At 71.1% G+C, this 26,022-nt stretch carries 30 protein-coding genes; 12 read left to right on the top strand and 18 right to left on the bottom strand.

Translation table 11 applies throughout. From position 1 onward, the window contains the following. Nucleotides 1-49: 49 nt before the first annotated feature. Together OG943_RS39530 and OG943_RS39525 are read right to left on the bottom strand one after the other, a co-directional pair. Nucleotides 50-484, bottom strand: a complete 435-nt coding sequence (locus OG943_RS39530; RefSeq protein ID WP_328606017.1) for an SRPBCC family protein — start codon at nucleotides 482-484, stop codon at nucleotides 50-52. A gap of 105 nt (nucleotides 485-589) precedes the next feature. Continuing rightward, nucleotides 590-1,516 carry an ABC transporter substrate-binding protein gene (locus tag OG943_RS39525; protein WP_328606016.1) on the bottom strand — a complete coding sequence of 309 codons (927 nt, stop codon included), beginning with the start codon at nucleotides 1,514-1,516 and terminating at the stop codon, nucleotides 590-592. A 137-nt stretch (nucleotides 1,517-1,653) separates the two neighbouring features. On the opposite strand from OG943_RS39525, the gene OG943_RS39520 reads away from it, so the two are divergent. Together OG943_RS39520 and OG943_RS39515 are read left to right on the top strand one after the other, a co-directional pair. Next, complete coding sequence (locus OG943_RS39520) at nucleotides 1,654-2,352, top strand: ABC transporter permease (RefSeq protein ID WP_328606015.1); 699 nt, start codon at nucleotides 1,654-1,656, stop codon at nucleotides 2,350-2,352. Further along, nucleotides 2,349-3,062: an ABC transporter permease gene (locus tag OG943_RS39515; protein WP_328606014.1), complete on the top strand. Its 714-nt coding sequence runs from the start codon at nucleotides 2,349-2,351 to the stop codon at nucleotides 3,060-3,062. Before OG943_RS39520 ends, OG943_RS39515 begins: the two co-directional genes overlap by 4 nt. A 58-nt stretch (nucleotides 3,063-3,120) precedes the next feature. On the opposite strand, the gene OG943_RS39510 is transcribed toward OG943_RS39515, so the two are convergent. From OG943_RS39510 to OG943_RS39485, 6 genes are all read right to left on the bottom strand, one after another. After that, on the bottom strand, nucleotides 3,121-4,572 hold the full coding sequence (locus OG943_RS39510) for an aromatic amino acid lyase (protein WP_328606013.1): 1,452 nt from the start codon (nucleotides 4,570-4,572) through the stop codon (nucleotides 3,121-3,123). Then, on the bottom strand, nucleotides 4,569-5,576 hold the full coding sequence (locus OG943_RS39505) for an ornithine cyclodeaminase family protein (RefSeq protein ID WP_328606012.1): 1,008 nt from the start codon (nucleotides 5,574-5,576) through the stop codon (nucleotides 4,569-4,571). Before OG943_RS39505 ends, OG943_RS39510 begins: the two co-directional genes overlap by 4 nt. Next, on the bottom strand, nucleotides 5,573-6,118 hold the full coding sequence (locus OG943_RS39500; RefSeq protein ID WP_328606011.1) for a YbaK/EbsC family protein: 546 nt from the start codon (nucleotides 6,116-6,118) through the stop codon (nucleotides 5,573-5,575). Before OG943_RS39500 ends, OG943_RS39505 begins: the two co-directional genes overlap by 4 nt. Nucleotides 6,119-6,135: 17 nt before the next feature. Beyond that, the gene (locus OG943_RS39495) at nucleotides 6,136-6,429 is read right to left on the bottom strand and encodes a DUF2516 family protein (RefSeq protein ID WP_328606010.1); all 294 of its coding nucleotides are present in this window, start codon (nucleotides 6,427-6,429) and stop codon (nucleotides 6,136-6,138) included. A 124-nt stretch (nucleotides 6,430-6,553) separates the two neighbouring features. Further along, complete coding sequence (locus OG943_RS39490; protein ID WP_328606009.1) at nucleotides 6,554-7,255, bottom strand: hypothetical protein; 702 nt, start codon at nucleotides 7,253-7,255, stop codon at nucleotides 6,554-6,556. Next, a complete protein-coding gene (locus OG943_RS39485; protein WP_328612272.1) occupies nucleotides 7,252-7,665 on the bottom strand; it encodes a helix-turn-helix domain-containing protein in 414 nt (137 codons plus the stop codon). The genes OG943_RS39490 and OG943_RS39485 overlap by 4 nt, the downstream gene beginning before the upstream one ends. 141 nt (nucleotides 7,666-7,806) lie before the next feature. Between OG943_RS39485 and OG943_RS39480 the strand changes: the two genes are divergently transcribed. Further along, nucleotides 7,807-8,979, top strand: coding sequence for a methyltransferase domain-containing protein (locus OG943_RS39480; RefSeq protein ID WP_328606008.1), 1,173 nt, complete (start codon nucleotides 7,807-7,809; stop codon nucleotides 8,977-8,979). 39 nt (nucleotides 8,980-9,018) lie between these two features. Here OG943_RS39480 and OG943_RS39475 read toward each other — a convergent pair whose 3' ends face one another. The 3 genes from OG943_RS39475 to OG943_RS39465 form a co-directional block, all read right to left on the bottom strand. After that, entirely contained in the window at nucleotides 9,019-9,624 is a 606-nt protein-coding gene (locus OG943_RS39475) for an AAA family ATPase (RefSeq protein WP_328612271.1), read from the bottom strand. A 245-nt stretch (nucleotides 9,625-9,869) separates the two neighbouring features. Beyond that, nucleotides 9,870-10,247 (bottom strand): TFIIB-type zinc ribbon-containing protein, encoded by a 378-nt coding sequence (locus tag OG943_RS39470; protein WP_328606007.1) that lies wholly within the window; start codon nucleotides 10,245-10,247, stop codon nucleotides 9,870-9,872. A gap of 33 nt (nucleotides 10,248-10,280) precedes the next feature. Beyond that, the gene (locus OG943_RS39465) at nucleotides 10,281-10,643 is read right to left on the bottom strand and encodes a VOC family protein (protein WP_328606006.1); all 363 of its coding nucleotides are present in this window, start codon (nucleotides 10,641-10,643) and stop codon (nucleotides 10,281-10,283) included. Nucleotides 10,644-10,736: 93 nt separating this feature from the next. Here OG943_RS39465 and OG943_RS39460 point away from each other — a divergent pair, with 93 nt between their 5' ends. Then, nucleotides 10,737-11,222, top strand: coding sequence for a CGNR zinc finger domain-containing protein (locus OG943_RS39460; protein WP_328606005.1), 486 nt, complete (start codon nucleotides 10,737-10,739; stop codon nucleotides 11,220-11,222). A gap of 461 nt (nucleotides 11,223-11,683) precedes the next feature. Here OG943_RS39460 and OG943_RS39455 read toward each other — a convergent pair whose 3' ends face one another. Then, nucleotides 11,684-12,982 carry a DUF445 domain-containing protein gene (locus OG943_RS39455; RefSeq protein WP_328606004.1) on the bottom strand — a complete coding sequence of 433 codons (1,299 nt, stop codon included), beginning with the start codon at nucleotides 12,980-12,982 and terminating at the stop codon, nucleotides 11,684-11,686. 29 nt (nucleotides 12,983-13,011) lie between these two features. On the opposite strand from OG943_RS39455, the gene OG943_RS39450 reads away from it, so the two are divergent. Further along, entirely contained in the window at nucleotides 13,012-14,178 is a 1,167-nt protein-coding gene (locus OG943_RS39450; RefSeq protein ID WP_328606003.1) for a pyridoxal phosphate-dependent aminotransferase, read from the top strand. A 346-nt stretch (nucleotides 14,179-14,524) separates the two neighbouring features. Here the strand turns inward: OG943_RS39450 and OG943_RS39445 are convergent, their stop codons facing one another. Then, nucleotides 14,525-15,661 carry a hypothetical protein gene (locus OG943_RS39445; protein ID WP_328606002.1) on the bottom strand — a complete coding sequence of 379 codons (1,137 nt, stop codon included), beginning with the start codon at nucleotides 15,659-15,661 and terminating at the stop codon, nucleotides 14,525-14,527. A 31-nt stretch (nucleotides 15,662-15,692) separates the two neighbouring features. After that, nucleotides 15,693-15,983, bottom strand: coding sequence for a hypothetical protein (locus OG943_RS39440; RefSeq protein ID WP_328606001.1), 291 nt, complete (start codon nucleotides 15,981-15,983; stop codon nucleotides 15,693-15,695). A gap of 12 nt (nucleotides 15,984-15,995) precedes the next feature. On the opposite strand from OG943_RS39440, the gene OG943_RS39435 reads away from it, so the two are divergent. Beyond that, on the top strand, nucleotides 15,996-16,583 hold the full coding sequence (locus OG943_RS39435) for a hypothetical protein (RefSeq protein ID WP_328606000.1): 588 nt from the start codon (nucleotides 15,996-15,998) through the stop codon (nucleotides 16,581-16,583). A 470-nt stretch (nucleotides 16,584-17,053) separates the two neighbouring features. Here OG943_RS39435 and yczR read toward each other — a convergent pair whose 3' ends face one another. Then, on the bottom strand, nucleotides 17,054-18,508 hold the full coding sequence (gene yczR / locus OG943_RS39430; protein WP_328605999.1) for a MocR-like transcription factor YczR: 1,455 nt from the start codon (nucleotides 18,506-18,508) through the stop codon (nucleotides 17,054-17,056). A gap of 61 nt (nucleotides 18,509-18,569) precedes the next feature. Here yczR and yczE point away from each other — a divergent pair, with 61 nt between their 5' ends. Further along, a complete protein-coding gene (gene yczE / locus OG943_RS39425; protein WP_328605998.1) occupies nucleotides 18,570-19,226 on the top strand; it encodes a membrane protein YczE in 657 nt (218 codons plus the stop codon). Here the strand turns inward: yczE and OG943_RS39420 are convergent. Further along, nucleotides 19,208-19,750: a Clp protease N-terminal domain-containing protein gene (locus OG943_RS39420; protein WP_328605997.1), complete on the bottom strand. Its 543-nt coding sequence runs from the start codon at nucleotides 19,748-19,750 to the stop codon at nucleotides 19,208-19,210. The two genes, yczE and OG943_RS39420, sit on opposite strands and share 19 nt — an antisense overlap. Next, nucleotides 19,750-19,959: a helix-turn-helix domain-containing protein gene (locus OG943_RS39415; protein WP_328605996.1), complete on the bottom strand. Its 210-nt coding sequence runs from the start codon at nucleotides 19,957-19,959 to the stop codon at nucleotides 19,750-19,752. The genes OG943_RS39420 and OG943_RS39415 overlap by 1 nt, the downstream gene beginning before the upstream one ends. A 139-nt stretch (nucleotides 19,960-20,098) precedes the next feature. On the opposite strand from OG943_RS39415, the gene OG943_RS39410 reads away from it, so the two are divergent. Both OG943_RS39410 and OG943_RS39405 read left to right on the top strand, forming a co-directional pair. Next, nucleotides 20,099-20,872 carry a hypothetical protein gene (locus OG943_RS39410; protein WP_328605995.1) on the top strand — a complete coding sequence of 258 codons (774 nt, stop codon included), beginning with the start codon at nucleotides 20,099-20,101 and terminating at the stop codon, nucleotides 20,870-20,872. A 68-nt stretch (nucleotides 20,873-20,940) separates the two neighbouring features. Next, a complete protein-coding gene (locus OG943_RS39405) occupies nucleotides 20,941-21,639 on the top strand; it encodes a DUF998 domain-containing protein (protein ID WP_328605994.1) in 699 nt (232 codons plus the stop codon). Between the two features lie 64 nt (nucleotides 21,640-21,703). Here OG943_RS39405 and OG943_RS39400 read toward each other — a convergent pair whose 3' ends face one another. After that, complete coding sequence (locus OG943_RS39400) at nucleotides 21,704-22,732, bottom strand: D-cysteine desulfhydrase family protein (RefSeq protein WP_328605993.1); 1,029 nt, start codon at nucleotides 22,730-22,732, stop codon at nucleotides 21,704-21,706. A gap of 186 nt (nucleotides 22,733-22,918) precedes the next feature. Here OG943_RS39400 and OG943_RS39395 point away from each other — a divergent pair, with 186 nt between their 5' ends. From OG943_RS39395 to OG943_RS39385, 3 genes are all read left to right on the top strand, one after another. Further along, complete coding sequence (locus tag OG943_RS39395) at nucleotides 22,919-24,031, top strand: FAD-dependent oxidoreductase (protein ID WP_328605992.1); 1,113 nt, start codon at nucleotides 22,919-22,921, stop codon at nucleotides 24,029-24,031. A gap of 62 nt (nucleotides 24,032-24,093) precedes the next feature. Next, complete coding sequence (locus OG943_RS39390; RefSeq protein ID WP_328605991.1) at nucleotides 24,094-25,476, top strand: amidase; 1,383 nt, start codon at nucleotides 24,094-24,096, stop codon at nucleotides 25,474-25,476. Continuing rightward, nucleotides 25,443-26,021, top strand: a complete 579-nt coding sequence (locus tag OG943_RS39385) for a TetR/AcrR family transcriptional regulator (protein WP_328605990.1) — start codon at nucleotides 25,443-25,445, stop codon at nucleotides 26,019-26,021. The genes OG943_RS39390 and OG943_RS39385 overlap by 34 nt, the downstream gene beginning before the upstream one ends. The last annotated feature ends 1 nt before the right edge of the window (nucleotide 26,022 follow it).

The raw sequence follows: 26,022 nt of genomic DNA, 5'->3' as shown, positions 1-26,022 counted from the left end.
GAGGCAACCGGGGCGATCATTCCGATTCACCGGGGACCTGTGGTGAGCGCTACACGATCTCTTCGAGCTTGACGAGCACGCCGTCGTAGATCTTCTTCAGCCCGCCCGGCGCGAACGTCTTCTCGAAGAAGCCGCCGATGCCGCCGGCGCCGTCCCAGCTGGTCTCGATGCGCACCAGCGAGCGCTCTCCGGCGGACGCGACCGTCCAGGTGGTGACCATGCTGGAGTTCGCGTCGGTCTCGACGAGGGTGCCCGGGGAGGGCTCGCTCACGGTGGCCGCCACGTCGCGCACGCGCTTCGACGTCGCCTGCAGCTTCCAGCTCGCCTCGGTGCCGGCGCCGTGGCCGCCCGCGGTCACCTCGTAGTCGCGGTAGTGCTCGGTGAGCAGCTTCGGCCGGGTCTCGGCGTAGTCGGCGACCAGCTCGCGAACCTTGTCCACCGGCGCGTCGATCGTGCGCTCCGCGGTGGCCGTGACCTTTCCCATCTCGCTCCTCAGCTTCTCCTCGTGTTCCGCCGCCGCTACCTTCGCACACACAGCGAACGGGCCGCCCGGGAGAACCCCGAGCGGCCCATTTGACCAGGACGAACGTCAGGCGAGGCCCTGCTCCTTCAGCCAGTCCTTCGCCACGTCCGCGGCCCCTTCGCCGCCGGAATCGACACGTTTGTTCAGCTCGCGCATCCCATCGGTGGTCAGTTTCGCGCTGACCGCGTTGACCACCGTCGCGAAATCGGCGCCGCGCTCGTCGAGCACCTTCTTGTTCACCGCGGGCACCACGTTCTCGGTGGGCACGATGGCGAGGTCGTCCTTCAGCGCCACGTACTGCGGGTCGCCGACCAGCGGGCTCACCGAGTCGACCGGGATCACCGTGACGGCGCCGGAGTCGAGCTGCTGTACCCGCGGCCCGGCCTCCTGCACAGTCTGGAACGTCGCGTTGGTGAGCTTGTAGACCTCCTTGAAGCCCTGGAAGCACGGCAGCCGCTTCTCGCACTCCGGCGGGCCGGCCATGACGACCTTGTCGAGCTTCTTCAGGTCGCTGATACTGGTCAGGCCCTTGGACTTGGCCAGGTCGGACTTCACGATGTAGGTGTTCTTGTCCTCGGCCGCCGCGTAGTTCAGCAGCGAGATGCCGGACGGCTCGAACAGCTTGGCCAGCTGGTCGTGCTCGCCGGCGGCGTCCTTCACCGCGTCCTTGCCGAAGCCGGTGGTGATGGCCGCGCCCTGGTATTCGGGCAGGAACTGCAGCTCGCCGGACTTCAGCGACGGGTAGATCAGCTCCCGCGAGCCCAGGTTGAGGCTGCGGGTGACCGGGTAGCCCTTGGCCTCCAGCGCGGCCGCGTAGATCTCGGCCAGGATCTGGCTGTCGGTGAAGTTGAACGAGGCGACGACGATCGGCGCACCGCCCTTGCTCGGGGCGGCGGGCTGGTCCGAGCCCCCGCTGCCACCCCCGCAGGCGGTCAGGCCGATGGCGGCGACCGCCACCAGCGCAGCCGCTCGGATGTTCCGGGTCCAGCGCACGTCCCCACACTCCTCTTTCCACGAACAGAGGATTGGACCCTAACCGTGAGCCACGACAGAAACCACGGAATGGGATACAACCGCTACCTGATCTCAACAACCGGAAACCCGCACCCCGAACGGGGTAAGGTCAGACAGTGCATGCGCCTTCGGTGACCCCGCTGCTCGCCGAGAGCAGCCGGCCGATCTTCGAGTGGCGGTGGGTCGAGCGCAACTCCGACGCCATCGTCCAGCGGCTCGGCGAGCACATCGCCCTCACCGCGACGGCGCTCGGCATCGGGCTGGTCATCTCGCTGGTCCTGTCCACGTTGTGCTTGCGCTACCGCTGGTTCTACCCGCTGGTGCTCGGCACGGCGGGCGCGCTGTACGTGGTCCCGAGCCTCGGGGCGTTCGCGCTGCTGGTGCCGTTCTTCGGGCTTTCGTTCACCACGGCGGTGATCCCGCTGGCGACGTACACGCTGCTGATCCTGATCCGCAACATCGTCACCGGCGTCCAGCAGGTGCCCACCGAGGTCCGCGAAGCCGCGATCGGCATGGGCTTCACCCGGCGGCGGCTGCTCTGGCAGGTCGAGCTGCCGCTGGCGCTGCCGGTGGTGATCGCGGGCCTGCGCGTGGCCGCGGTGACGACGATCGGGCTGGTGACGGTGACCTCGCTGCTCGGCATGGGCGGCCTCGGCTACTTCATCCGCGCCGGCATCCAGACCACCACCCCGAACCCGAGCCCGATCATCGTCGGCATCGTGCTGTCGGTGGTGCTCGCGGTGGTCGTCGACCTGCTCCTCTGGCTGAGCGAACGCGCGCTCGCCCCGTGGGCGCGGAAGGTGCGGGCCCGATGAACGTCTTCACGCAGCTGGGCCAGTGGCTGTCCGACCCGGACCGGTGGAGCTGGACGGACCCGGCGGGCATTCCCTACCGGACGGTCGAGCACCTCTGGTTCTCCGTGCTGTCGCTGCTCGTCGCGGCCGTGCTGACGATCCCGGTGGCGGTGTGGCTCGCGCACTACCGGCGCGGCGCGTTCCTGGCGAGCAGCGCCGTGAACATCGGGCGCGCGATCCCGAGTTTCGGGCTGATCATCCTGTTCTGGTTCCTGGCCAGCCGATGGGGCGCGGACACGAACTTCTGGCCGCTGCTGCTGGCGCTGGTGGGCCTGGCACTGCCGCCGCTGTTCACGAACACGTACGCGGGGGTCGTCCAGCTGGAGCAGGAGACGGTGGACGCCGCGCGCGGCACCGGTTACCGCGAATGGCAGATCATGCTGAAGCTGGAGCTGCCGCTGGCGTCACCGGTGATCGTGGCGGGCGCGCGCGTGGCGTTCCTGCAACTCGTGGCCACCGTCGCGATCGGCGCCATCGTCAACGACGGCGGCGGCCTCGGCCGGTACATCGTCGACGGCTTCGCCGAAGGCGCGCAGGGCTACGGCGAGATCTTCGGCGGCGGCATCGCGGTGATCATCCTGGCGCTGGTGTGCGAGGGCGTTTTCTCGCTGCTGACGCGCTGGGCCACCCCGAAGGGCCTGGCGCTGCAGAACGCGCGCCGCGACTCCTGAAGTCCGTTAAGGCCTCCTTACCCGCGTCCGACGCGGGTAAGGAGGCCTTAACGGCGTTTCAGGCCAGCTCGGTCAGGTCGTCGATGTAGGTCTCCCGGCAGACGGCCACCAGCCGGTCGACGTCCGGGCCCAGCGGCCGGTCCACCAGCACCGGCGGAACGGTGGCGGCGATCCATCGATACGGCCCGGCCAGGCGCTTGGCACCGTCACCCGGGGCGAGGTACCGGGCCTGCGCACCGGCGATCAGCTCGCACGCCGTGATGGTGAACAGGTGCCCGATCGCCGTCCTCAGCTCGGCCCCGGCCGCCCACGCGAACGCCTGCACGTCCTCCTGCCCCGCCGACGTGTCGAGCGAGCCGATGGTGGCCGGCGAGGCCAAGCGGCGCAACGAATGCAGCTCGCCCACCGCGCGTTTGTGCAGCGGCGTCAGCCCGGCCTGCGGCCCCGGGTCCACGGCCAGCTGCGCCGGCAGCCCGCTGAACTGCGGGTCCAGCAGCCGGTGCATCCGCTGCACCGAGACCTCGCCGACGTGCACCAGCGCGGCCTTCACCGCGTCCATCCGCAGCCCGAGGTCGGCCGCGTGGTACCCCGTGGTCGGCACGAAGGCACCGTCCACAAACGACGGTGAGTCGCCCGGTGTGTCCCATGACTCGCGCAGCGTGTCCATGAGGTTCGCGCACACCTGGTCCAGGAAGCCGATCACACGCGGGCCCACGCGAACCGATACCGGCGCCTGCACCAGATCCGGCCGCACAGCCCCGCGCCAGGTCAGCGTGGTCACGTCCGCGAGCACGGCCGTGACGTGCGGGTTCGGGATCGAGTACTCGTAGACCGAGCGTGGCGCGCCCAGCACGTCCACGGCGATCGCGGCGCACAGCGTCTGCAGGTCGACGAGCTGGTGCACGGAGCCGCTGTTCGTCCACGCGTACGCCTGCGCCAGCGGCGAGCCCTGGATCAGGCTCGCGCCCTCCTTCGGGCCCAGCTCGAACGGCTTAACCCCGCGGCAGCGCAGCGCCTCGGCCGCGGGCACCACAGCCCCGTCCTCCAGCACCGAGCCGAGGCCGAGGAAGGTCTGGAACGCGTGCGCCAGCGGGATGATCTCGCCGGAGCTGCCCAGCCCGCCCCTCGGGACGGCCGGGATGAAGCCGTCATTCAGCCGGTCCACCAGGAACGAAACCAGCTCGGCGCTCACCGCCGGCTCCGGGCGCAGAAAGCTGTGCAGGCGCATGATCAGCAACGCGCGCGTCAGCTCCGGCGAAAGCCACGGCGGTCCCCCGACGGCCCGGCCCACCAACAGGTTCCGCTGGTGCTCGGCCTGCTGCGCGGCGGACAGCCGCACGCCCGCGAGCCGTCCCATGCCGGTGTTCACGCCGTAGATGGGGCCTTCGGCGGCGTTCAGCGCGGCCAGCATCGCGGAACGGTTGGCGCGCACGGACGCCAGCAGTTCCGGGTCCAGCTCGATCCGCTCGATGTCGCCGCGCACCACGTCGCGCGGCTCCTGGACGATCATCGGTACGGCAGCATCGTGCCGGCGTCCGCCGCTTCGGCCCGCTGCAGGATCATGTGCGCCACGGCGACGTCCGTTGTGGACAGTCCGCGGTGCCAGAACAGGATGCGCTCGTCGTCGTTCTCACGGCCGGGTTTGCTACCCGCCACGATGTCGCCGATCTCCGCGTACACCCCATCTTCGGTGAGCAGGCCCGCGTTCAGCTGCGGCCGCAGCGCGCCGAACCGGGGGTTGCCGGACTGCGACTCACGCCAGTTGTCGACCACGAGCTTGTCCACGGCGTCGAGCAGCGTCAGCTCCAACGCGCTGATCGTGCCGTACGGGACGAGGAACGTTCCCGGACGCAGGAACTCCTTGCGCACCAATGCTTCCGGCTCGTTCAGCCGCGAAGCCTCCACGAGCACGTCGGCGCCGTCGAGCGTCGAGGCGGCGTCAGCGCAGACGCGGACCTCCTTGCCGAGCTCCTCCGACAACCGTCGCCCGAAGTCCTCCCGCGATTCGGGCCGCTTGCTCGTCACCCGGATCTCGTCGAAGTCGAAGATCGAGTCCAGCAGCACCACGTTCCACCAGGCCGTGCCGCGCGCGCCGACGTGGCCGAGCACCTTGGAACCGGGCCGCGCCAGGTACTTCGCGCCCACCGCCGTCATCGCGCCGGTGCGGGCCTCGGTGATCATGGTGCCGTCGACGATCGCGCGCGGCATGCCCGTCTCCGGGTCGAGCAGCAGGATCAGCGCCATCTCGCTGGGCAGCCCGCGCTCGAAGTTCGAGACGAAGTCGCCGACCACCTTCACGCCGCTGACCTGCTTCGCCGACAGGTGGCCGCGCAAAATGTTGAAGTGCCCCTTGCCGCCGTTGTCCGGCACCAAGTGTGTGCGCGGCTCGAAGACGACGTCGCCGTGCCCGTGATCGACCAGCACGTCCTCGACCGCACCGACGATGTCCGCGTGCGTGACACCGAGCGAGTCGATGTCCGCGCCGGACAGGTACCGCATCCAGACGGACGTCACCGGGCGAGGCCCTCGATGACCTCCGCGTTCGGCAGCGACGCGAGCGCGGCGCCGGAGATCAGCAGCTTGCTGCCGCGGATCCCGCTGCCGATCACCAGTTCCGGCGCGGCGGCGACCGCGGCGTCGATCAGGATCGGCCACTCCGCAGGCAGTCCGACGGGCGTGATGCCGCCGTACTCCATGCCGGTGAGCGAAACGGCCTCGTCCATCGGCGCGAACGACGCCTTGCGCACGTCGAGGCGGCGCTTGATCACACCGTTGACGTCGGCGCGGGTGGTGGCGAGCACCATCGCGGCGGCGAAGCGGACCTCGCCGGCGCGCTTGCCGGCCACGACCACGCAGTTCGCGGACGCGTCGAGCGGAGAGCCGTACGCCTCGCAGAACGCGGCGGTGTCGGCCAGCTCGGGATCGATCTCCGTGACGCCGACGCCGTCCGGCGAAGCGAGCGCGGCAAGCGCCTTCGCGACGGGTTCGGCGAGCAGGTCGGTACGGGTGGGCGCGGGAACGACCGTGAGGGTCCCGGCGATGTTCCAGGTGGTCACTTCGCCAGACTAGGGCTTTACCAGTTGCGCTTGCCGCGCTGGACCTCGTTCAGCCGCGGCCGCACGTCGACCAGGTAGACGAGCACGGCGGCCATCGCGGGCACCCAGAAGATGAACCCGGCGTCCTGGAGCCAGAAGAGCGCCAACGCGAGCGTGGCGCCGAAGGTGATGAGCGCCCAGATCGGCTTGGTCTTGCGATCAGCGGCCGGGTAGGCGTCCGATCGCTGGAACAGCGCGTGCAGGAAGGCGAAGAGCCCGACCAAGGCGCTGCCCCAGTGGATGACCGCGAGGACCCAAACGCTAACCAACACGATTTCCAGCTTACGGCAGGCCACCCGGACGACACTGGCCCCGGCACACCTCGCGGGGTGCCGGGGCCAGTGAACCCTGGTGCGGGCCGGGTCCGGTTCTCACCGGCCTCTCCCGCAGCAGTACTTACTTGTCGGTCTTCGGCGCGGCCGGCTTCTTGGCCGCGGTGCTGCTGGTGGCCGTGGTGGTGCTGGTGGTGGTGCGCCGCGCCGCCGGGCTGGTGCTCTTCGGCGCCGTGCGGTTGGCGGCCTTGCGGGTGACCGAGCGGGTCTCGTGGGCGAGCTCGCCGCCCAGCTCCTCGACGGCGTCCGCGGTCTCGCCGGCGACCTCGGTCACCTTGCGGGCGGCCTTCTCGCCGGCCGAGCGGGTGCGCTTGGTCACCTTGGCCAGCACGCCGTCCACGCGCTCACGGGTCTCGCCGGTCAGCTCGTCCACGCGCTCCTGCGCCGTGGACAGCGCGTCCTCCAGCTGGTCGATGGCCTTCTTGACCTGCGGCTGCGCCGCGATCTTGTCCCAGGCCTGCTCGCCGGACGCGGCCAGCTTGTTGTACAGCTTGAGCGCGGCCTCGGTGTACTCGTCGATGACCTTGCGCAGCTCGGCCGGGTCGAGCTTCTCGCGGAGGCCCTCGACGTCGGCCGGGATCTCCTCGAGGTTCTTGCGGGCGGCCTCGCCGCTCTTGGTCACGTTCTCGCGGGCCTTGGCGACGGCGTCCACGACGGCCTGGCTGGCCAGGTTGCCGGCGCCGAGCGCGGCGAGCAGCGGGGTGCGGACCTGCTCGAGGGCGCTGTCGACGGCCTTGCGGACGTCCTTGGTGGTGGGCGTGGTCATGCCGACTCCTCAGTGATGTCTTCAGTAGTGGTCTGTGCTGTGGGTGCCTCCGCGGCTGGACGGGCCGCGGCGTTCTCGCGTCGGAAGGACTCGTAGACGTCGAGCAGGACCTGTTTCTGCCGCTCGGTCAGCTCGGTGTCGGCTCGGATCGAGTCGCCCACCGGGCCGCCCGTAGGCAGGTCGAGGATTCCCGCCTGCACGTAGAGCGCCTCGGCCGAGATGCGCAGGCCCTTGGCGATCTGCTGCAGGATCTCCGCGCTGGGCTTGCGGACCCCGCGCTCGATCTGGCTCAGGTACGGATTGGACACTCCGGCGAGTTTCGACAGCTGCCGCAACGAGATCTTCGCGCTGCTCCGCTGCTGGCGGATGTACTCGCCGATGTCGGAAGCGATGTCCGCGACCTTCTCCATCGGGCCCTGGGCTCCGCCGGGTTCTGTCATCCGGTCACCTCCTCGCGACTCCATCGACACTACGCGTGAGTGCTAGCTGTTGCAAGCACTCTGCTTGCAACGATCGGGTGTGTTGCCGCTCACCCGGCTACGGTGGAGCCCATGGGCACGCAACGGCTGCGCCGTCGGCTGGTCAAGCACCTCGTCGAACAGGACGTGCTGCACGACGCGCACTGGGTCGAGGCCTTCCGTTCGGTGCCACGGCACGTGTTCCTGCCGCGGTTCTTCCTGCCGTCCGACCGCGGCTGGACCGCGATGGACGCCGGCGACCCCGGCTGGCTGGAGCAGGTCTACTCGCCGGAAGTACTGGTCACCCAGCTGGACGACGACCCGTCGCTCTGGGACGAGGCCCGCCGGGGCCCCGTCCCCGGGATACCCAGCAGCTCGTCGAGCATGCCCGCGATCATGGCGATCATGCTCGAAGAGCTGCGCGTGGGCGACGGGCAGCGCGTGCTGGAGATCGGCACCGGCACGGGGTACAACGCGGGGCTGCTGAGCCACCGCTGCGGCTCCGGCCAGGTGTCCACTGTGGACATCGATGCCGAGCTGGTGACGGCAGCGCGCGAACACCTGCAAGCGTGCGGCTACGCGCCGTCGTGCGCGGTGGGCGACGGCGCGCTCGGCTTCCCGGCAGGCGTGCTGTTCGACCGGGTGCTGTGCACGGCGTCGGTCTCGGCGATCCCGCCGGCGTGGCTGGAGCAGACCGTGCCGGGCGGTCTGGTGGTGACGACGTTGAACCGGCCGCTGGGCGCGGGCCTGGTGCGCCTGGTCGCGGGCGAAGGCGCGAAGGGCACCGGCCGCGTACTGGCCCGCGACGGCCGGTTCATGCCGCTACGCGCCCACCGCCGCGCCGAACCCGCAGCACTGCCGGCTCCCGACGACGCGGACTGGCGCCCCACGCGTCTGCCGATGTCGCGGCTGGTGAAGCCGGAGCGCAAGTTCGAGTTCTTCGCGTCGCTGGAACTGCCGGACGTGCACCCGGTCCGCGAAAAACCGTCCAGCGGCACGTCTGTGGTCCTGACCCGCGCCGACCCGGGCCCGATAGCGCTGACCCACCCCGACGGCTCGTGGGTCCGCTGCCGCAAGGCGGGCGAGACGTTCGAGGTCGCCCAAGGCGGCCCGCGCGCGCTGTGGGACCTGGCCGAACGCGCGTACGTGCTGTGGAAGTCGCTGGGCAAGCCCGAGCGTGACCGCTTCGGCCTGACCGTGGACGGCTCGCACCAGGAGTTCTGGCTCGACGAGCCGGACGGGCTGCGGTGGCCGCTGGTTGCTTGAGGTTTCTGGACTTCTTGGGCTTCTTGGCTGCGGCGGGATTCAAGCCAGCCCGGCGCGAACCCACTTCTCGACGTAAGCGACAGTCTCGTCCAACGGCACGTCGGTCGTGTCGAAGTGGTCGACCTGACCGCGGATCCAGGCGGTGAAGCCGAGCATCTCGTCGATCCGCTCCTCATCCCACTCACGCCAGGCAGGCCGCGCCCGCAGACGACGCCGAAGCACCGCCGGATCGGCGACAAGCGCCAGATAGTGAACGTCGGAGAAGAAAACGCGCTCCGGCAACGCCTCCAACTCCGGCGGCGCGACGGTGCCGCACAGCACGACCGGGCGGCCGTTCTGGTGCAGCATCGCCGCCATCCGCAGCCAGGCCGCGCGGAAGGCCGGGTGGCCGGGAACGTCGTCGCGCAGGGCGCCCGTCCAGAGGACGTCCTGCTCCAGAACCACCACGTCACCGCACATCCGAGCAGCCAACGCCGGCCCCACGGTCGACTTGCCCGCCCCGCTCGGCCCAGTAAGCGCGAACAACGGCAACCGCCTGAACGGCCACCGATGCCCACACCGCCCACACGACAACGTCGAGCCCTCAGCGATCGGCCGTTCGGCGCGATCGCCACAGGCGGGACAGATCCTGAGATCGAGAACCAACTCAGACCAGCTCACACTCGGACTCGGACTCGGCGCCGGACCAACCCGAGCCAGCTTGGACTCGACCCAGCCCAGCCCACGGCGGCTCGACCCGAGTTCGGCTCGCACTCGCACAACCTCGGACCAGCTCACACTCGGGCCGCCCGCGGTCCAGCCCGCCCAGTCCACAAGCGGCTCGGCTCAGCTCCAGGCCGACTCGAGTCGGCCCAGGCTCGAACTCGCCCTGGCTCGGATCCCGAGCCGGCTCAGTCGAAGAGGTTCTCGAGGAAGCTGCGCTTGCGGCGGACGCCGTGGTTGCCGCCGCCGTACGGTCGCGGGGAGTCGGAGTAGCCGTGGCCGCCGTAGGGCCGGGGTGAATCCGAGTACCCGCGGTGAGGCCGTGGCGAATCGGCGTAACCGCCGCCGCGGTACGGCTGCGGCGAGTCAGGCCGCCCGTGGGACCCGCCGGCTCCGTACGGCGGCGGCGGTTGCTGCTGCCGACCGTAATAGGAGCTTTCGGCCCCGACGATCTGCTCCAACTCGCCCCGGTCGAGGAAGATGCCGCGGCAGCCGTCGCACTGGTCGATGTGGATCCCGTTCTTGTCGACGGTCCGCATCTGATTCTGACACTTCGGACAAATCACGTATCAGAGCCTACGCATTTTTCGCCGCCAGCGTCAGCAGGCGCACAGACAGAACGGGTGACCCACCGGATCGGCGTACACCCGGAAGGTCTTCGGCGAGTCGTCGAGCAGCCTCGCGCCGAGGCCCAGCGCGCGCTCGTGCGCCGCTTCGAGGTCGGTGACATCCAGGTCGAGGTGCGCCTGCTGCGGTTTGTCCGGCGACGGCCACTCGGGCGCGCGGTAGTCATCCACACGCTGGAACTCCAGGCGCGCACCACCCTGTGGATTGATGAGCGTGACCCAGCCGTCTTCGATCTTGGGTTCGTCCCAGTCAAGCAGCGCCCGGTAGAAGCCGGCGAGGGCCGCCGGGTCGGGGCAGTCGAGGCACACACTGCCGAACGTCGGTATCGCACCCATCTTCGTCAACATCCCTCCAGTCGGGTAACCGCTGTGGCGAGTATGGAAGTTAGTGGGGCGGTTCGCAACCAGCATTCCCCGTACACTGGTTGTGTGCACACCGACGCTTCCCTGGTGGTCGCCTTCCTCAATACCGTCGACGTCGAGCGGAACGAGGACCTGCTGGACGACCCGGAGCTCTGGCACCGCTGGTCCGCCGAGCACAACGTCGCCCCCAGCGAGCCCGCCGATGCGCGCGCCGCGCGTGACGCCCTCCGCGCCGCCATCGGCGATCCCCGCCTGCCACCCCGGCCGCTGGACGTCCCGCTCCACTTCGCCCTGACCACCGACGGCCCGACCCTGCTGACCCCCAACGCCATCACCGCAGTCCTGACGGCCACCACCCGCCTCACCATCCGCGGCGACTGGGTCCGCCTGAAGATCTGCCCCGCGGACGACTGCCTGTGGGCCTTCTACGACGAATCCCGCAACCGCTCCCGCACCTGGTGCTCCATGCGCGTCTGCGGCAACCGCGAAAAGGCCCGCTCCTGGCGAGCCCGCGCAGCAGGTGTGCACAACCAGACCCCTGTGGACAACTAGTGCACAGCCACCACATGTGCACGTGCAGACGCACTGGATCCCCACAACTTGTGGACACCCGTTAGGCCATCACCGTGAAAAACTGTGGATAACCCCGGGGATAACTCAGCTTCCTGTGGACAACTGGTTTGAGCCTCCCCGAGGTGTGGTATAGCGGCTCGCTCATGTTTTTCGCCCCCTTCCACCTGGGGATGAGCCCCTGTGGACAAGCCACCCACACCGGTCGGGGACACCAGACGCGGGGCGACCCAGGCGGCAAACCCTGAGCGGTCAGTCCGCACCGACGCCGGACTGATTCGGCCGGGCGGGGCGGGGCGGGCGGGGCTGAGCTGGGCAGGGCGGGGCTGAGCCGCGGCAATCCAGCAACCCAAGCTCCCAGCGGCCCAGCAACCCGAGCTCCCAACCGTCCAGCGGTCCAAGCTCCAAGCAGCCCAACAATCCCAGCAACACCAGCAAAAACGTCAGAACAACAACTGCGCCACCGCGTAAATAACCAGCCCGGCCAACGCCCCCACCACGGTCCCGTTGATCCGGATGAACTGGAGGTCCCGGCCCACCTGCAGTTCGATCTTCCGCGACGTCTCGTCCGCGTCCCAGCGCTCCACGGTGTCCGTGATGATCGTGGTGATCTCCTTGGAGTAGTTGGCCACCAGGTACACCGCCGAGCTCTCGACCCAGCCGTCGACCTTGCTCGCCAGGGTCTCGTCCGTGATCAGGCGGGAGCCCAGGGACTCCAGGCCCGCGCGGACGCGGCGGCGCAGTTCGCTCGACGGGTCCTCCGCGGCGTTGAGCAGCATCTCCTTCGCCGTCGCCCAGGCTGAGCCGATCAGCTTCTGCACCTCGTCGTGGCTGATGATCTGGCCCTTGACCTGCTCGGCGCGCTCCATCGTCTGCGGGTCGTTCTGCAGGTCCTGCGCGAACTCGCCGAGGAACTTGTCCAGCGCGAGGCGCATCGGGTGGTTGACGTCCGTCTTCACTGCCCAGGTGAAGGACAGGACTTCGCCGTACACCTTGTCCGCCAGCATCTCGTCGACGAACTTCGGCGACCAGCTCGGCGCGCGGTCCGAGACCACGCGCAGCATCGTGTTGTGGTTGTCACGGACCCACTCGTAACCGCGGTCGCACATGAGGTCCACGAGCTTGTGGTGTGCACCGTCCTCGAAGACGCCGGCCAGGATCTTGCCCAGCGGCGGGCCCCACGGGCGGTCGATCACGCGCTTGACCACGGCCTGCTCCATGATCGCCTGCACGTCCTCGTCACGCAGGACCGTGACGGCGCCACGGACGACCGTGGCCAGCTCGGACGTCACGCGCTCCGCGTTCGCCGGCTGCGAGAGCCAGCCGCCGAGGCGCCGCGCGATCTCGACGCGCCGCAGCTTGTCGCGGATGACGTCCTCGGAGAGGAAGTTGGACCCGACGAAGTCGCCCAGGCTGTTGCCGAGCTGGTCCTTCTTGTTCGGGATGATCGCCGTGTGCGGGATCCGCAGGCCCAGCGGGTGCCGGAACAGCGCCGTGACGGCGAACCAGTCGGCGAGCGCGCCGACCATGCCCGCCTCGGCGGCCGCGCGGACATACCCGACCCAGCCCGGCCATCCGGCCGACTCCGCCCAGCTCGTGAGGAGGAAGACGACCGTCGCGCCGAGCAGGAAAGCCAGCGCGACCAGCTTCATCCTGCGCAGGGCACGCCGTTTCTGCTCTTCCCCGGCGGCGCCGCCGGGTGGGTCCGCCGGGGTGACCTTGGCTGGCGTGAGTTGCTCCACGACGCCATTGTCCGTGAGGATGCGTTTTCGTGCGCGAACCAGCTCTTGTCCCCCGCCTCCGCCCGTTCACCGCGACCATCTTCGCGGAGATGACGGCACTCGCCGTGAAGCACAACGCCGTGAACCTCGGCCAGGGCTTCCCCGACACCGACGGGCCCGCCGGGATGCTCGAAGCCGCGAAGAACGCGCTGTTCGGCGGCGCCAACCAGTACCCGCCCGGCCCGGGGCGGCCCGAGCTGCGCGCGGCGATCGCCCGGCACCGGCTGCGCTACGGCACCGAGTACGACCCGGACACGGAGATCCTGGTCACCGCGGGTGCCACCGAGGCCATCACCGCCGCGCTCATCGCGCTGACGGAGCGCGGCGACGAGGTCATCGTCGTCGAGCCGTACTACGACTCGTACGCCGCGGCGGTCGCCATGGCCGGCGCCGAGCGGCGGGTGATCGGCCTCGTCGAGAACCCCGACGGGCGTCTGGAGCTGGACCTCGACGCCCTGCGCGCCGCCATCACGCCGCGCACGCGCGCGGTACTGCTGAACTCGCCGCACAACCCGACCGGGACGGTGTTCACGCGCGCGCAGCTGGAGGCCGTCGCCGCGTTGTGCGTCGAGCACGACCTGATCGCGATCACCGACGAGGTCTACGAGCACCTCGTCTTCGACGGCAATGAGCACGTCCCGCTGGCGACGCTGCCGAGCATGCGCGAGCGGACGGTGTCGATCTCCAGCGCCGGCAAGACGTTCAACTGCACCGGCTGGAAGATCGGCTGGGTCTGCTCGACGCCGGAGCTGGTCGCGGCCGTGAAGGCGGCGAAGCAGTTCATCACGTTCGTCTCGGGCGGGCCGCTGCAACCGGCGGTGGCGTACGCGCTGGACAACGAGCTGGAGTGGGTCGAAGGCCTGCGCACGAGCCTGCAGGACAAGCGCGACCGGCTCTCCGCGGGCCTGGCGGACGCCGGTTTCGAGGTGCGGCCGAGCGAGGGCACGTACTTCGTGTGCGTCGACGTCCGGCCGCTCGGCTTCACCGACGCCGCCGAGCTGGCGTGGGAGCTGCCCGAGCGCGTGGGTGTCGCGGCCGTGCCCGTAAAGGTGTTCACCGATCACCCGGAAGAGTGGAAACACCTGCTGCGCTTCGCGTTCTGCAAGCGCAACGAAGTCATCGACGAGGCCGTCAAGCGATTGCGGTCACTCGTCTGATCACTTTGCGTCCCACATGCCGGGCTGTCCTTTCAGTACAGTCGTGGGCCCGCACGCGGTGCGCACCCAGCGTTGATCAAGCGATACTCTGAGTGGCTGTCCGACGTGAAACATCAGGTCAAACGCCTGCGGGGACGGCTACCGGGGGCGCCCAGATGGCCCTGGCGCGGGCGTCCGGGGGTACGGACGGTGATCAACTTCGGCCGTTTGGACACCGGAGCCGGTAGGGCTGTTCCGCCGTACGGGGTGGATCGAACGCGGGAGAGATGAAACACTCGCGAGCGGTGCTAGAAAGAGTGCAGCCCCGGGGTAACTGCGACCTGGCCGGAAGAGAACCCCAGCAAGATCAGCTTCGTGCGGTGACCGCATGAGCTTCAGGCGCGGACGGTGGTGGTGGCGTGATTGGCACGATTCCCGTGCACCCCGCTACGGCTGCCCGCCCGACGCTTCCTTCGGCTCCCGGGACGCTTGCTTCCGCTGCGCTTGACCCCACGACGGCTGGTTCCGCGACGGCTGGTTCCGCTGGCTCAGGTCCCGCGATCCACGACCGGATCGCAGCTGATTCCGCGACGCCCGATCGCGCGTTGGACAGCCTGGCTGTGGCTGATTCCGCAGGCTCCGGCCTCGCTGCTGCTGTCAGCGGTGTGGGCGGCTCGCCGATGTCTGGTCCGGTGGCCGCTTCGACGGCGGGTGGGGCGAGGGCGCACCGTCCGAGGGCTTGGGCTGGTCCTCTTGCTCGGCCGACCGCGCGGATCGCGCTGGCTGGCGGGCTTGCGCTGGCCGGGTGGCTGCTCGGGGCGGTGCTGGCGAACACCAGCGCGTCGGCCGACGAGCGGAACGCCACGGACGCCCCTTCCGGCGACACCGTCGCCACCGCCTCCGCCCACGCCGGGAAACACGCCTCAGACTCTTCACCCGCCCGGCACCACCAGGCAGCGGACGGCCCCCGCGGCTCAGCCACACCCGGCGACCGCGAAGCGGGCAACCCTGGCGACCGCGAAGCGACCAGCCGCGGCTCGGCCACGGGCACCTCCGGCTGGAGCAGACCCAGCCACACCGCCTCGACGGCGTCGGCGACCACAGCAACGGACACCTCGACGGGCAGCACCGTCTCGGCCACGACGGGCAGCACGGCTTCGAGCACCGTCTCGGCCAGCGCCCCGGGCAGCACGGCTTCGGCCACCACGCCGGATGGCACGGCTTCGAGCAGCACCTCGGACAACGCCGCCGCGGCGAGCAGCGACCCGGTCACGGCCAGCACCCCGGACACCGGCACGACCGCCGGAGCCAGCACCCCGGCAACGGGCACCCCCGCTGGATCGAGCGAGCCGAACACCGGAACCGCCTCGCCGGGCAGTGCCTCGACCGATGGGTCGGGCGCAGGGCTGCCCACCGGCAGCAACTCGGCTGGCGGCTGCGGAGCGGGACCGGCCAGCGGCAGCGGTTCGGCCGACGGGTCCGCCTCGCGACCCTCCGGCGGCAACGGTTCAGCCGACGGGTCCGGCTCACGACCGTCAAGCGGTAGCAGTTCGGCCGACCAACCGGCCAGCGCCGACCAACCAGCCGGTACCGACAACAGCGCCGATGACAGTGCCGACAACAGCAGCGGCACCACCGCCGTCGTCCGGCCGTCGATGGTTGTTCAGCAGCCCGCGGTTCAGCCGGACCGGCTGACCCAGCCAGACCAACCGGCCCCGGAAAACCAGCAAAACCAGAACAGCGGCGGCCTCCTCGGCGGTCTCGTGGGCGGCCTGGTCGGTGGTCTCGTCGATGTGGTCGACACGACGCTGAACACCGCCATCCACACCGTCACCGGGGTGGTCGGGACCGTGGGCACCGTCGGGCAGACCGTGCTGCCGCCGTCGACGCCCGGGGACGGGGACTACCCGCCGCCGCTGGTGCCGATCGGCGGGGTGCTCGGGCCGGTGCTCTCCGGTGGGTCCGTCAGCGGGGGCGTCACCGCGACCGTGCCGACGCTGATCGGGGCGACCGTCGCGCCTGCGGGCGCCACTGTCCCGGCGACCGCACCGGCGCCGGCCGGGGCGCTCACCACGACCACCGTCACCACGGCTTCCGGCACGCGCAGCAGCCTCACCGAGCTGCCCGCGCGCGACGGCAGCGCGCTGGCACACCAGCACCAGCAGCAGGACTCCAACACCCACGCGGGCACCGGTGGCGGCGGCAGCGGTGGCGGCGGCGGGCTCCCGGCCACGCCCAGCGCGCCGATGGCGCCGACCACCACCGCCACCCCGGGGCACGACAGCTCCGGCGGCGCGCGGCAGACGTTCGCCGTCTCCGGCGACAGCGCCACCACCACTCAGCTGAAGCTGATCGGTGTCAGCCGCGACCACGAGGTCGACGGCGCGGGCAGGGAAGCCGCCCTGCCCACCACCTCCCCGGACTGACCGGCACCTGGTCCTCCGGGGAGAGCCGCGTCCAAAACAAGATCAACTTCTTGCTCGCGCGCCCGTTCGGCTGCGCCGCGCCCTCCCCTGAAGTCGCTGTAGCCCGTTGAAACAGCTCTGAAGACAACAGGGGCAAGTCCATGCACACCTTCCTGCTTCCCGACCGGCCGACCGCGCCCGGCCGGATCGGGTCCTGGTCCCGGCGCCGCGCTGCCCCTGCGGCGCCGGGACCCACAACGGGCGTGCTCCGGAGGTTCTCGCTCACCGCGCCGAGCGTGAACCTGCGCCAACCGAAGCCCGCCTGAGCCGTCGGCGCTTCCCGGCACGTCGAGGGGCTGTGCCAGGAAGCCGCCACGGTGCCCGTTCCGTTCGCGGAGCGGGTGACGAACAGCCGGTGCGCCGGATGCGACCGCCACCCTCCCTGGAGTGGCCGGACCATCCGGTGCACCGGCTGTTTATCGTTGGAAGCCTTACGTGACCGGCACATTCACCGCCGGCACCGCCGCCAGCCCGCGCACCGACGCGGCCGCCATGCTCAGCCGCCGGACGGCCTCGAAGAGCTGGTCCGGCGGCAGCCCGAACGGCACCCGCAGCCACCGCTCCAAACCCCCGTGCACGCCGAACCGCGAGCCCGGCGCCAGCTGGACGCCGTGGTTGGCGGCCGAGACCGCCAGCCGGGTGCTCATCGGCTCCGGCAGCCGGCACCACAGCGAAAGCCCGCCGGACGGAACCTCGAACGTCCACTCCGGGCAGTACCACTTCAGCGCCCCGACCAGTGCGTCCCGCTGGCCCTGGAGCTCCGCCCGGCGACGCGCCAGCGCCTCGTAGCCCGCCGGCTCCAGCAGGGACGCCAGCACCAGCTGCTCGAAGACGGGCGCGCCGAGGTCCACCGCGAACCGCGACGAGCCCAGCCGGTCCACCAGGTCCGCGGACGCCCGGATCCAGCCCAGCCGCAGGCCGCCCCAGTGGGACTTCGCGGCGGAGCCGACCATCAGCGTCAGATCACCGGCGAACGCGGCCAGCGGCGGGGGCGCGTCGAGCGGATCGCCCTCGTAATCCAGCTCCACCAAGGATTCGTCGACGACCACCGGGGTCCGCGAGCGGGCCAGCAGGCCACCGAGCCGCTCGCGGCCCGCCGCGTCGAGGCGCAGGCCGGTGGGGTTCTGGAAGTCGACCACGAGGTAGCCGAACCGCGGCGACGCCTGGCGCAGCGCGGCCTCGATCCCCGCCAGGTCCCAGCCGCGCACCGGGTCGAGCGCCACCGGCACGGGCAGGGCGTGGGCGGCGCGGATGGCGTCGAGCGCATTGGGATACGTCGGCTGCTCGACGAGCACCCGGTCGCCCGGCCCGGCGAGCATCCGCAGGCAGAGCACAAAAGCCGAGTACGCGCCGCCGGTCACCACCACCTGGTCCGGCGACGTCGGCAGGCCGCGCGCGGTGTAGCGCTCGGCGATCCGCTCACGCAGCAGCGGCAGGCCGCCGGTGAGGTAGCCGTTGCCGGTGACGTACTCGGTGAGGGCTCGCCGCGCGTCGTCGACCGCGGACATCAGCCCGGGCAGCGCGGACGGCGCGGCGCGCGCCAGGTCGAGCAGGCCCTCGCCGGACGGCAGCGCCCGTTCGTGCCCGCGCCGTCCCGTGCCGGCGATCCACGAGCCGGCGCCGCGGCGGCTGGCGACCAGGCCGTCCTCGCGCAGCCGGTCGAGGGCCGCGCCGATGAGCGTGCGGCTGACAGCGAGTGCCTCGGCCAGCTCCCGCTCCGCGGGCAGCCGGGTGCCGATGGGGAGCTGGCCGTCGAGCACCTGCAGCTCGACGGCCGCGGCGAGATCGGCCGCGCCCTGGCGGGAACCCCGGCGTCGCCACTCCCCCAGTAACACGGCCAATCTCTCGCCGGAGATCCGGCTACCCAGTGGGATGTGCGGTTCCATAAGGCCAATTATCCGCAATTGGCCATGGTTTACCAGACCAGTGGTGCCCGATAGTGCAGAAGTGGCAGTTACCGATCTCAGTCCGCTCAGTCTCCGCCGGGCCCCCGTGCTCCGCGGCCTCCAGCTCATCGGCGGGCTCTCGCTCTACGGCGCCAGCATGGCGATGCTCACCCGCGCGGGCCTCGGCCTCGACCCGTGGGACGTGCTCAACGACGGCCTCACGAAGATCACCGGGCTGAGCTTCGGCACGGTCACCGCCATCGTGTCGGTGTTCGTGCTGCTGCTCTGGATCCCGCTACGCCAGCGCCCCGGCGTCGGGACGGCCGCGAACATCGCGGTGATCTCCGTGACCGTCGACGCCGTCCGCGCCGTGCTGCCCGACCAGCACGTGCTCGCGTGGCAGATCGTGCTGCTGGCCGGCGGGGTGGTCCTCAACGCCGTCGCGACCGCCGTCTACGTCGGCACCCGCCTCGGCCCCGGCCCGCGCGACGGGCTGATGACCGGGCTCACCGCGCGCACCGGCCGGTCGGTGCGGCTGGTCCGCACCGGGATCGAGGTGACGGTGCTGGCCTTCGGCTGGCTGCTCGGCGGCAGTGTCGGCGTCGGGACCGTGCTCTACGCGGCGTCGATCGGCCCCCTCACGCACGCGCTCCTGCCGCTCGTCACGTGGCGGACGGGGCGCCGCCAGCAGGAACAGCATCAGCCCGCCTCGCGCTGACCGACCGCCCGGCGGACGGTCGGGTAGTCGACGCCGCGCGCGGCCAGCAGGTCGGCGACCGCGCCCTTCTGCTGCACCAGCGCCAGCAGCATGTGCTCCTGGCCCAGGTGCTTGTCGCCGAGCTTCACGGCCTCGCGCAGGCTCAGCTCCAGCGTCTTCTTGGCCTCGACGGTGAACGGGATGTGGCCGCGCCGCGTGCGTTTGCCGCTGCTCGCCAGCGCGCCGGGGCCGTGGGTCTGCTCGACGCGCTCGACGATCTGCTCGACGTCGATGCCGAACTCCGTGAGCGCCTCGACGTCGGCGTCGCTGATCCCGCCACGGCGCCGGATGCGCTCCAGCTCGGCCAGCACCTCGTCGCGGGAGACGCCCAGCTGCTCCAGCAGCCGTTGCGCGTCACCGTTCTCCGTTCTAGCGAGGCCCGCGAACACGTCCTGCGGCGAGATCTCCCGCGAGCCCAGCTCCCGCGCCACGAGCTGGGCTTCGACCACGGCCATCCGCGCGTCGACAGTGAACCGTTCGAACATCAGTTCCTCCCGTGCTTCTTGTGGACCGCCTGCCGGCTGACCCCCAGCTCGGCGGCGATCCCCTGCCAGGACCAGCCGTGCATCCGCGCGCTGCGCACCTGCACGGCCTCGAGTTGTTCCACCAGCCGACGGAGCGCCGCGACCGCGCGAAGCCCCACGCGGGGATCCCGATCGCCGGCCCGTGCGGCCAGGTCTATTGCTTCCGTCATGCTGTCAATCTAGGTTGACAACACCGGGCATGTCAACCTTGGTTGACAATAGGGCTCGTGAGTGTTTATGACGGTTAGAACCGTCATCGCCACTCACAAGGGTTGAGGAAGGCCGTGGGTCCCGGGTTAGAGTCGGCTGATGCCCGAGATCGCGATCGCCGAGCGGGCGGGGGTCGGCGCGGACGGCCTGCCCCGGCCCACCGAAGACCACGTCGTCGTGCTGGACAACGCCGTGCTGCTGCTGGACGGAGCCACGTCGCCGAGCCCGGACCTGCCGCCCGGCGGCTGGTACGCGGAGCTACTCGTGCGGAAGCTGGCGGCCGAGCTGCGCGCGCGGCCCACGGCCGACCTGGGTGCCGCGCTGGCGTCGGCCATCGCCGGTGTAGCGGCGGCGCAGGGACTGGCACCGGGACGCTCGCCGTCGAGCACCGTGTCGATGGTGCGCTGGGACGCCGAGCGCGTGGAAGCCTTTGTGCTGGCGGACAGTCCGATCGTCGCGTTCGGACAGTTCGGCACCGACGTCGTCTCCGACGACCGGCTGCTCTCCCTGCGCGACGGCGGCCTGCTGCAGACCGGCGCCGACGTCCGCCGCCGACGCAACGCCGAGGGCGGTTTCTGGGTCGCGGAGGCCGACCCGGCCGCGGCGGAGAAGGCCGTGCGGCGCACGTGGCCGCGCGCGGAGGTCGACGCGGTGCTGCTGGCCACCGACGGCGTCTCCATCGGCGTCGACGAGTACCGCCTCTTCGGCTGGCCGGACGTGCTGCGGCTGGCGCGGGCGAGCGGCCCGGACGCGGTGCTGGACGCCGTCCGCACAGCGGAAAAGCAGGACCCGTCAGGCGAACGCTGGCCGCGCGCGAAGCGGCACGACGACCAAGCACTTGTCGTCGCCGAGTTCAACCCCTGTCAGGACTAGGCAGGACTAGGGGTGAATTCAGGGTTTTCCCGGATCACGGAACGGCCCTGGCCCGGAACCCTGGGAGCATGGGGAATTCACGGGGGCTCCGGATCTGGCGGCTGGCCGCACTGGCGGCGATCGCGTGGGGAATGTTCACGATCACCGTCCTGCACGTGATCAGCTCACGCGATCCGGTGTACGACACGCTTTCCAGCTATATCATCACCGACCGCGGCCAGGGCATGCTCGGCGCGAGCGTGCTCTCGCTGGCCATCGGCTCGCTCGCCGTGCTCGGCACGCTGGTGGCGGCGGGCGTGCCGCTGCCGCGGACCACGCGGGTGCTGCTCACGCTGTGGTCACTGGGCCTGGCGACGGCGGCGGTCTTCCCGGCCAGCTACCCGCAGAACCCGAACCCGCTGAGCGGCGACATCCACATGTACTCGTGCCTGGTGGCGTTCACCAGCCTGCCGGGCGCGGCCATCACCCTGCTCGACCCGCTGCGCGACAGCCCGCACCGCGCCACTGTGGTGCGCTGGCTGCGGCTCGGCGTGGTGGTGCTGGCGCTGTTCGGGCTGAGCTTCCTGTTCGTCCGGCTGGACGAAGCGGGCATCGCCCCGTTCCACGTGCTCGCGGACGCCCTGCCGATCGGGGTGACGCAGCGGCTGATGCTGGTCTCCGACGTCGTCCTGCTGCTGGGCCTGGTCCGCATCGCGGTCCGGACGGACGCCGCCCGGGCGACGGCTTTGGCGCCCGCCGCTTCGCAGCTCAAAGCCGAGCGAAGCTGACAACCGCGTGCCCTGAAGGCCACCTTCAGGGCACTGAGGTCCCTGAAGGTGGCCTTCAGGGACCTCAGTCCGCCACGGCGTCCGCGAATTCCGGGGCGTAGCCGTACAACCCGGGCAGGCCTCCGGTGTGGACGAAGACCACCGTCTCGTCCGGGTCGAAGCGGCCGGCCGCCGACCACTCCACCAGCGCGGCCGCGGCTTTGCCCGAGTAGACCGGATCCAGGACGACGCCCTCGGTGCGGCCGAACAGCCGCAGCGCGCCCCAGGTCTCCGGCGCCGGGATGCCGTAGCCCTCGCCGATGGTGGAGTCGCTCATCCACACGTGGTCCAGCGAAGGGGTGTCGATGCCGATGAGCTGCGCGGCCGACGTGACCAGGTGCGTCAGGTTCTCCGTGGACTCGCCGATCGGATGGCTCACGCACGCGAAGTCCGCGCCCAGCGAGCCCAGCAGCGCCGTCCCGAGCGCGATGCCCGCCGCCGTGCCGCCGCTCGCGTGCGGGGCGACGATGCGGGCCTGGCTGATGCCCGAGTCCGACAGCTGGTGGGCCAGCTCGCGCGTGGCGTCCAGGTAACCCAGCGAGCCCAAGGCGTCCGAGCCGCCGACCGGGATCGTCGCGACCTTCCGGCCCTCCGCGACGGCCTCGGTCACCAGCTCGTCATACCGCCGCCCGGTCTCCTCGTCGTCGGCGCACACGTGCACGCGGGCGCCGAACAGCAGGTCGAGCGGGATGTTGCCGGAGCGCTCGTACGCCTCGCCCGAGCGCGGGACCTTCGCGGTGAGCACCAGCTCGCACCGCAGGCCGAGGCGCGCGCACGCGGCGGCCGTCTGACGGCCGTGGTTGGTCTGCAGCGCGCCGAACGTGATCACGGTGTCGGCGCCCGAAGCCAGCGCCGCGCCGAGGTGGAAGTCGAGCTTGCGCAGCTTGTTGCCGCCGACGCCGAGCGGGTGCACGTCGTCGCGCTTGAGCAGCAGGTTCGACAGGCCCAGCGCCTCGCCGAGCCGCGGCGCCGGGACCAGCGGCGTCGGCCAGCCGCCCAGCCCGGCCCGCGGAAACGCTTCGAGAGCGGGAAAACGGCCGAAGTCGAACGTCATCGATCCTCCGTGGGCTGAAGCGGTTCTGGGTTCACCGTAACCGTTGTCGGGCCGCGAGAGCGCGATGGCTGACACGGTCCGTGCGGGGCTGCCAGGTCCATGCCAGCCGCGCGTGCGCGCCCCGACAGCGGCGGCCGCCAGCCTGAGCAGGCAAGCACAACGGCGACGATCACGAGAAGAGCGAACATGTCCACTCCGGTCACCATCATCGGCGCGGGCCTCGCCGGCCTCACCCTGGCGCGGGTCCTGCACCGGCACGGTTTCCCGGCCGCCGTCTACGAAGCCGAGCCCTCCCCGACGGCCCGCGCCCAGGGCGGGATGCTCGACATCCACGACTACAACGGCCAGCTCGCCGTCGAGGCCACCGGCCTCATGGACGAGTTCCGCGGCCTGGCGCTGGAGGGCCGCCAGGCGATGCGGATCCTGGACCAGAACGCCGCGGTGCTGTTCGAGAAGGCCGACGACGGCACCGGCGGCCGCCCCGAGGTGCAGCGCGGCGAGCTGCGCCGGCTGCTGCTCGACTCGCTCCCACCCGGCACCGTCCGCTGGGGCCGCAAGGTCAGCGACGTCCGCGGCCTCGGCGAAAGCCGCCACGAGGTGGCCTTCACCGACGGCACCACCACCGTCACCAGCCTTCTGGTCGGCGCCGACGGAGCCTGGTCCCGCGTCCGGCCGCTGCTGTCCGACGCGATGCCCGAGTACACCGGCGAGTCGTTCGTCGAGACCTGGCTGTACGACGCCGACGAGCGCCACCCGGCGGCCGCGAAGGCCGTCGGCGGCGGATCACTGACCGCGACCGCGGAGAGCCGGTCGATCAACGCTCACCGGGAGCGCGGCGCGACCCTGCACACCTACGTGATCCTCACCAAGCCCCAGGACTGGTTCGCCGCGATCGACTTCACCGACGCGGCCGCGGCCACCGCCCGGATCGCGGGCGAGTTCGACGGCTGGGCCCCGGAACTCACCTCGCTGATCACCGACGGCGACACCCCGCCGGTCCTGCGGCCGCTCTTCACGCTGCCGATCGGGCGCCGGTGGGACCGGCTTCCCGGGGTGACCCTCATCGGCGACGCCGCCCACCTCGCACCCCCGGACGGTGAGGGCGCCAACAACGCGATGCTCGACGGCGCCGAACTCGGCCGGGCCATCGCCGCGCACCCCGGCGACGTCGAAGCCGCGCTCAGCGAGTTCGAAATGGCGATGTTCACACGCAACGCCACCCCCACCGACGGCAGTGAGTTCTTCCTGCACCTCTTCGGCGACAACCCACCCCAGGAGCTGGTCGACCTGTTCTTCTGAGCCGGCTGCCCCAGCTAGGCGTGGTAACGTTCGTTCGAACGAACGAGAGACGGGAGCAGCTGATGACCGTCAGCCCCGAAACGACCGCGTTCGCCGGTCTGGCCACGCAGGCCGCCGCGCTCGCGAGTGGCGCCGTCACGTCCGCGGAGCTCACCGCCGCCGCGCTGGAGCGGGCGAACGCGAGCCAGCCGGTGCTCAACGCGTTCCGCCGGATCCGCGACGAGGACGCGGTCGCCGAAGCCGTCGAGGCCGACCGCCGGCTCGCGAACGGCGACCGCGCCCCACTGCTCGGCGTGCCCGTCGCGATCAAGGACGACGTGGACATCACCGGCCTGCCCACGGCGTTCGGCTGCCCCGGCGACTTCCCCGTCGCGATCGCCGACGCGCCCGCGGTCGCCCGGCTTAAGCAGGCCGGCGCGGTGATCGTCGGCAAGACGAACACCCCTGAGCTGGGCCAATGGCCGTTCACGGAAGGCCAGGCGTTCGGCGCGACGCGCAACCCGTGGCAGCCTGACCACACGCCCGGCGGCTCCTCCGGCGGGTCGGCCGCCGCCGTCGCCGCGGGGATCGTGGCGGCCGCGCTCGGCTCCGACGGCGCGGGCTCCGTGCGCATCCCCGCCGCGTGGACCGGCCTCGTCGGGATCAAGCCCCAGCGCGGCCGCATCCCCACCGACGGCGAGCTGTTCTACGGCCTGACCGTGCTCGGCCCGCTGGCCCGCACGGTCGGCGACGCCGCGCTGCTGCTCGACGTCACCGCGGGCACGGGCACGGCGTTCCAGACCGCCGCGAAGCGGGAACCGGGACGGCTGCGCATCGGCCTGTCCACCAGGATCGCTTTCACCGCAACAAAAACCCGGCTCGACCCGGTGGTCGAGGCCGCTGTGCGCGACACCGCCGAGAAGCTCGCCGCGCTGGGCCACGAGATCGTCGAGATCGAGCCGGACTACGGCCTGGTCGGCCTGACCTTCCTGCCGCGCTCGCTCACCGGCGTACGCGACTGGACCCGCCGTGTCCCCGCCGTGGCCGCGCTCGACCCGCGCACCCGCAGCAACGCCCAGCAGGGCCGCCTGCTCGCCGGGCCGGCGCTGAAGCTCGCGCGGGCCGCGGAACCCGCGCTGCAGCGCCGGATCGGCTCGGTGTTCGGCCGCGTCGACGTGCTGCTGACCCCGACCACCGCGACCCCGCCGCCCGCCGTCGGCACGTTCGACGGCCTCACCGGCTGGCGCACCGACCAGACGATGATCGCCGCGTGCCCCTACGCTTGGCCGTGGAACGTGCTGGGCTGGCCGGGGGTCAACGTCCCGGCCGGGCGGACCGCGGACGGGCTGCCGCTCGGCGCGCAGCTGCTCGGCCCGTCACACGCCGAAGAGCGGCTGATCTCCGTTGCCGCGCAACTGGAAGAGGTCGAACGATGGCAGGAGCGACAGCCCGCGACGGTGTGGTGAGCACCCGCGACTCGATCCTGCGCGCGACGCTGAAAGTGGTCGGCGAGGTCGGGGTCGGCGGCCTGACCAACCGGCGGATCGTGGCCGCCGCCGGCGTCTCCCTCGGCACGCTGACCTACCACTTCCCCAGCCAGACCGAGCTGCTGCGCGAGGCCATGCTGCTGTTCGCCGAGGAGGAAACGGCGAAGCTCACGGCGATCGTCGACGCGCACCGCGCCAAGGGCCTCAGCCTCGAACAGGGCGCCGCCGTGGTCGAGCAGGTCATCGAGCAGCTGCCCTTCGGCACGGACGAGCTGGCGCCGCACGAGTTGTACCTCCAGGCCGCGCGTGATCCCGCGCTGCGCGAAGCGTCCTCGCGCTGCTTCGCCGCGTACGACGATCTGGCCACCGCGATCCTGCGCGCGCTCGGCGTCACGGAGCCGGAGCGGCTGGCCGGGCCCGTGGTCGCGCTGATCGCCGGGCTGCAGCTGCGCCGGTTCTCGACCGGTGTCGACGTGCCGGCCGCCGAGCCGCTGATGATGCTGCTGCGCGGCGCGCAGGTGTGAC

Source organism: Amycolatopsis sp. NBC_00345, from assembly GCF_036116635.1.
Taxonomy (GTDB): Bacteria; Actinomycetota; Actinomycetes; order Mycobacteriales; family Pseudonocardiaceae; genus Amycolatopsis.
Note: the sequence above shows the minus strand (reverse complement) of the source record. Positions and strands in the feature narration are given on the sequence as shown.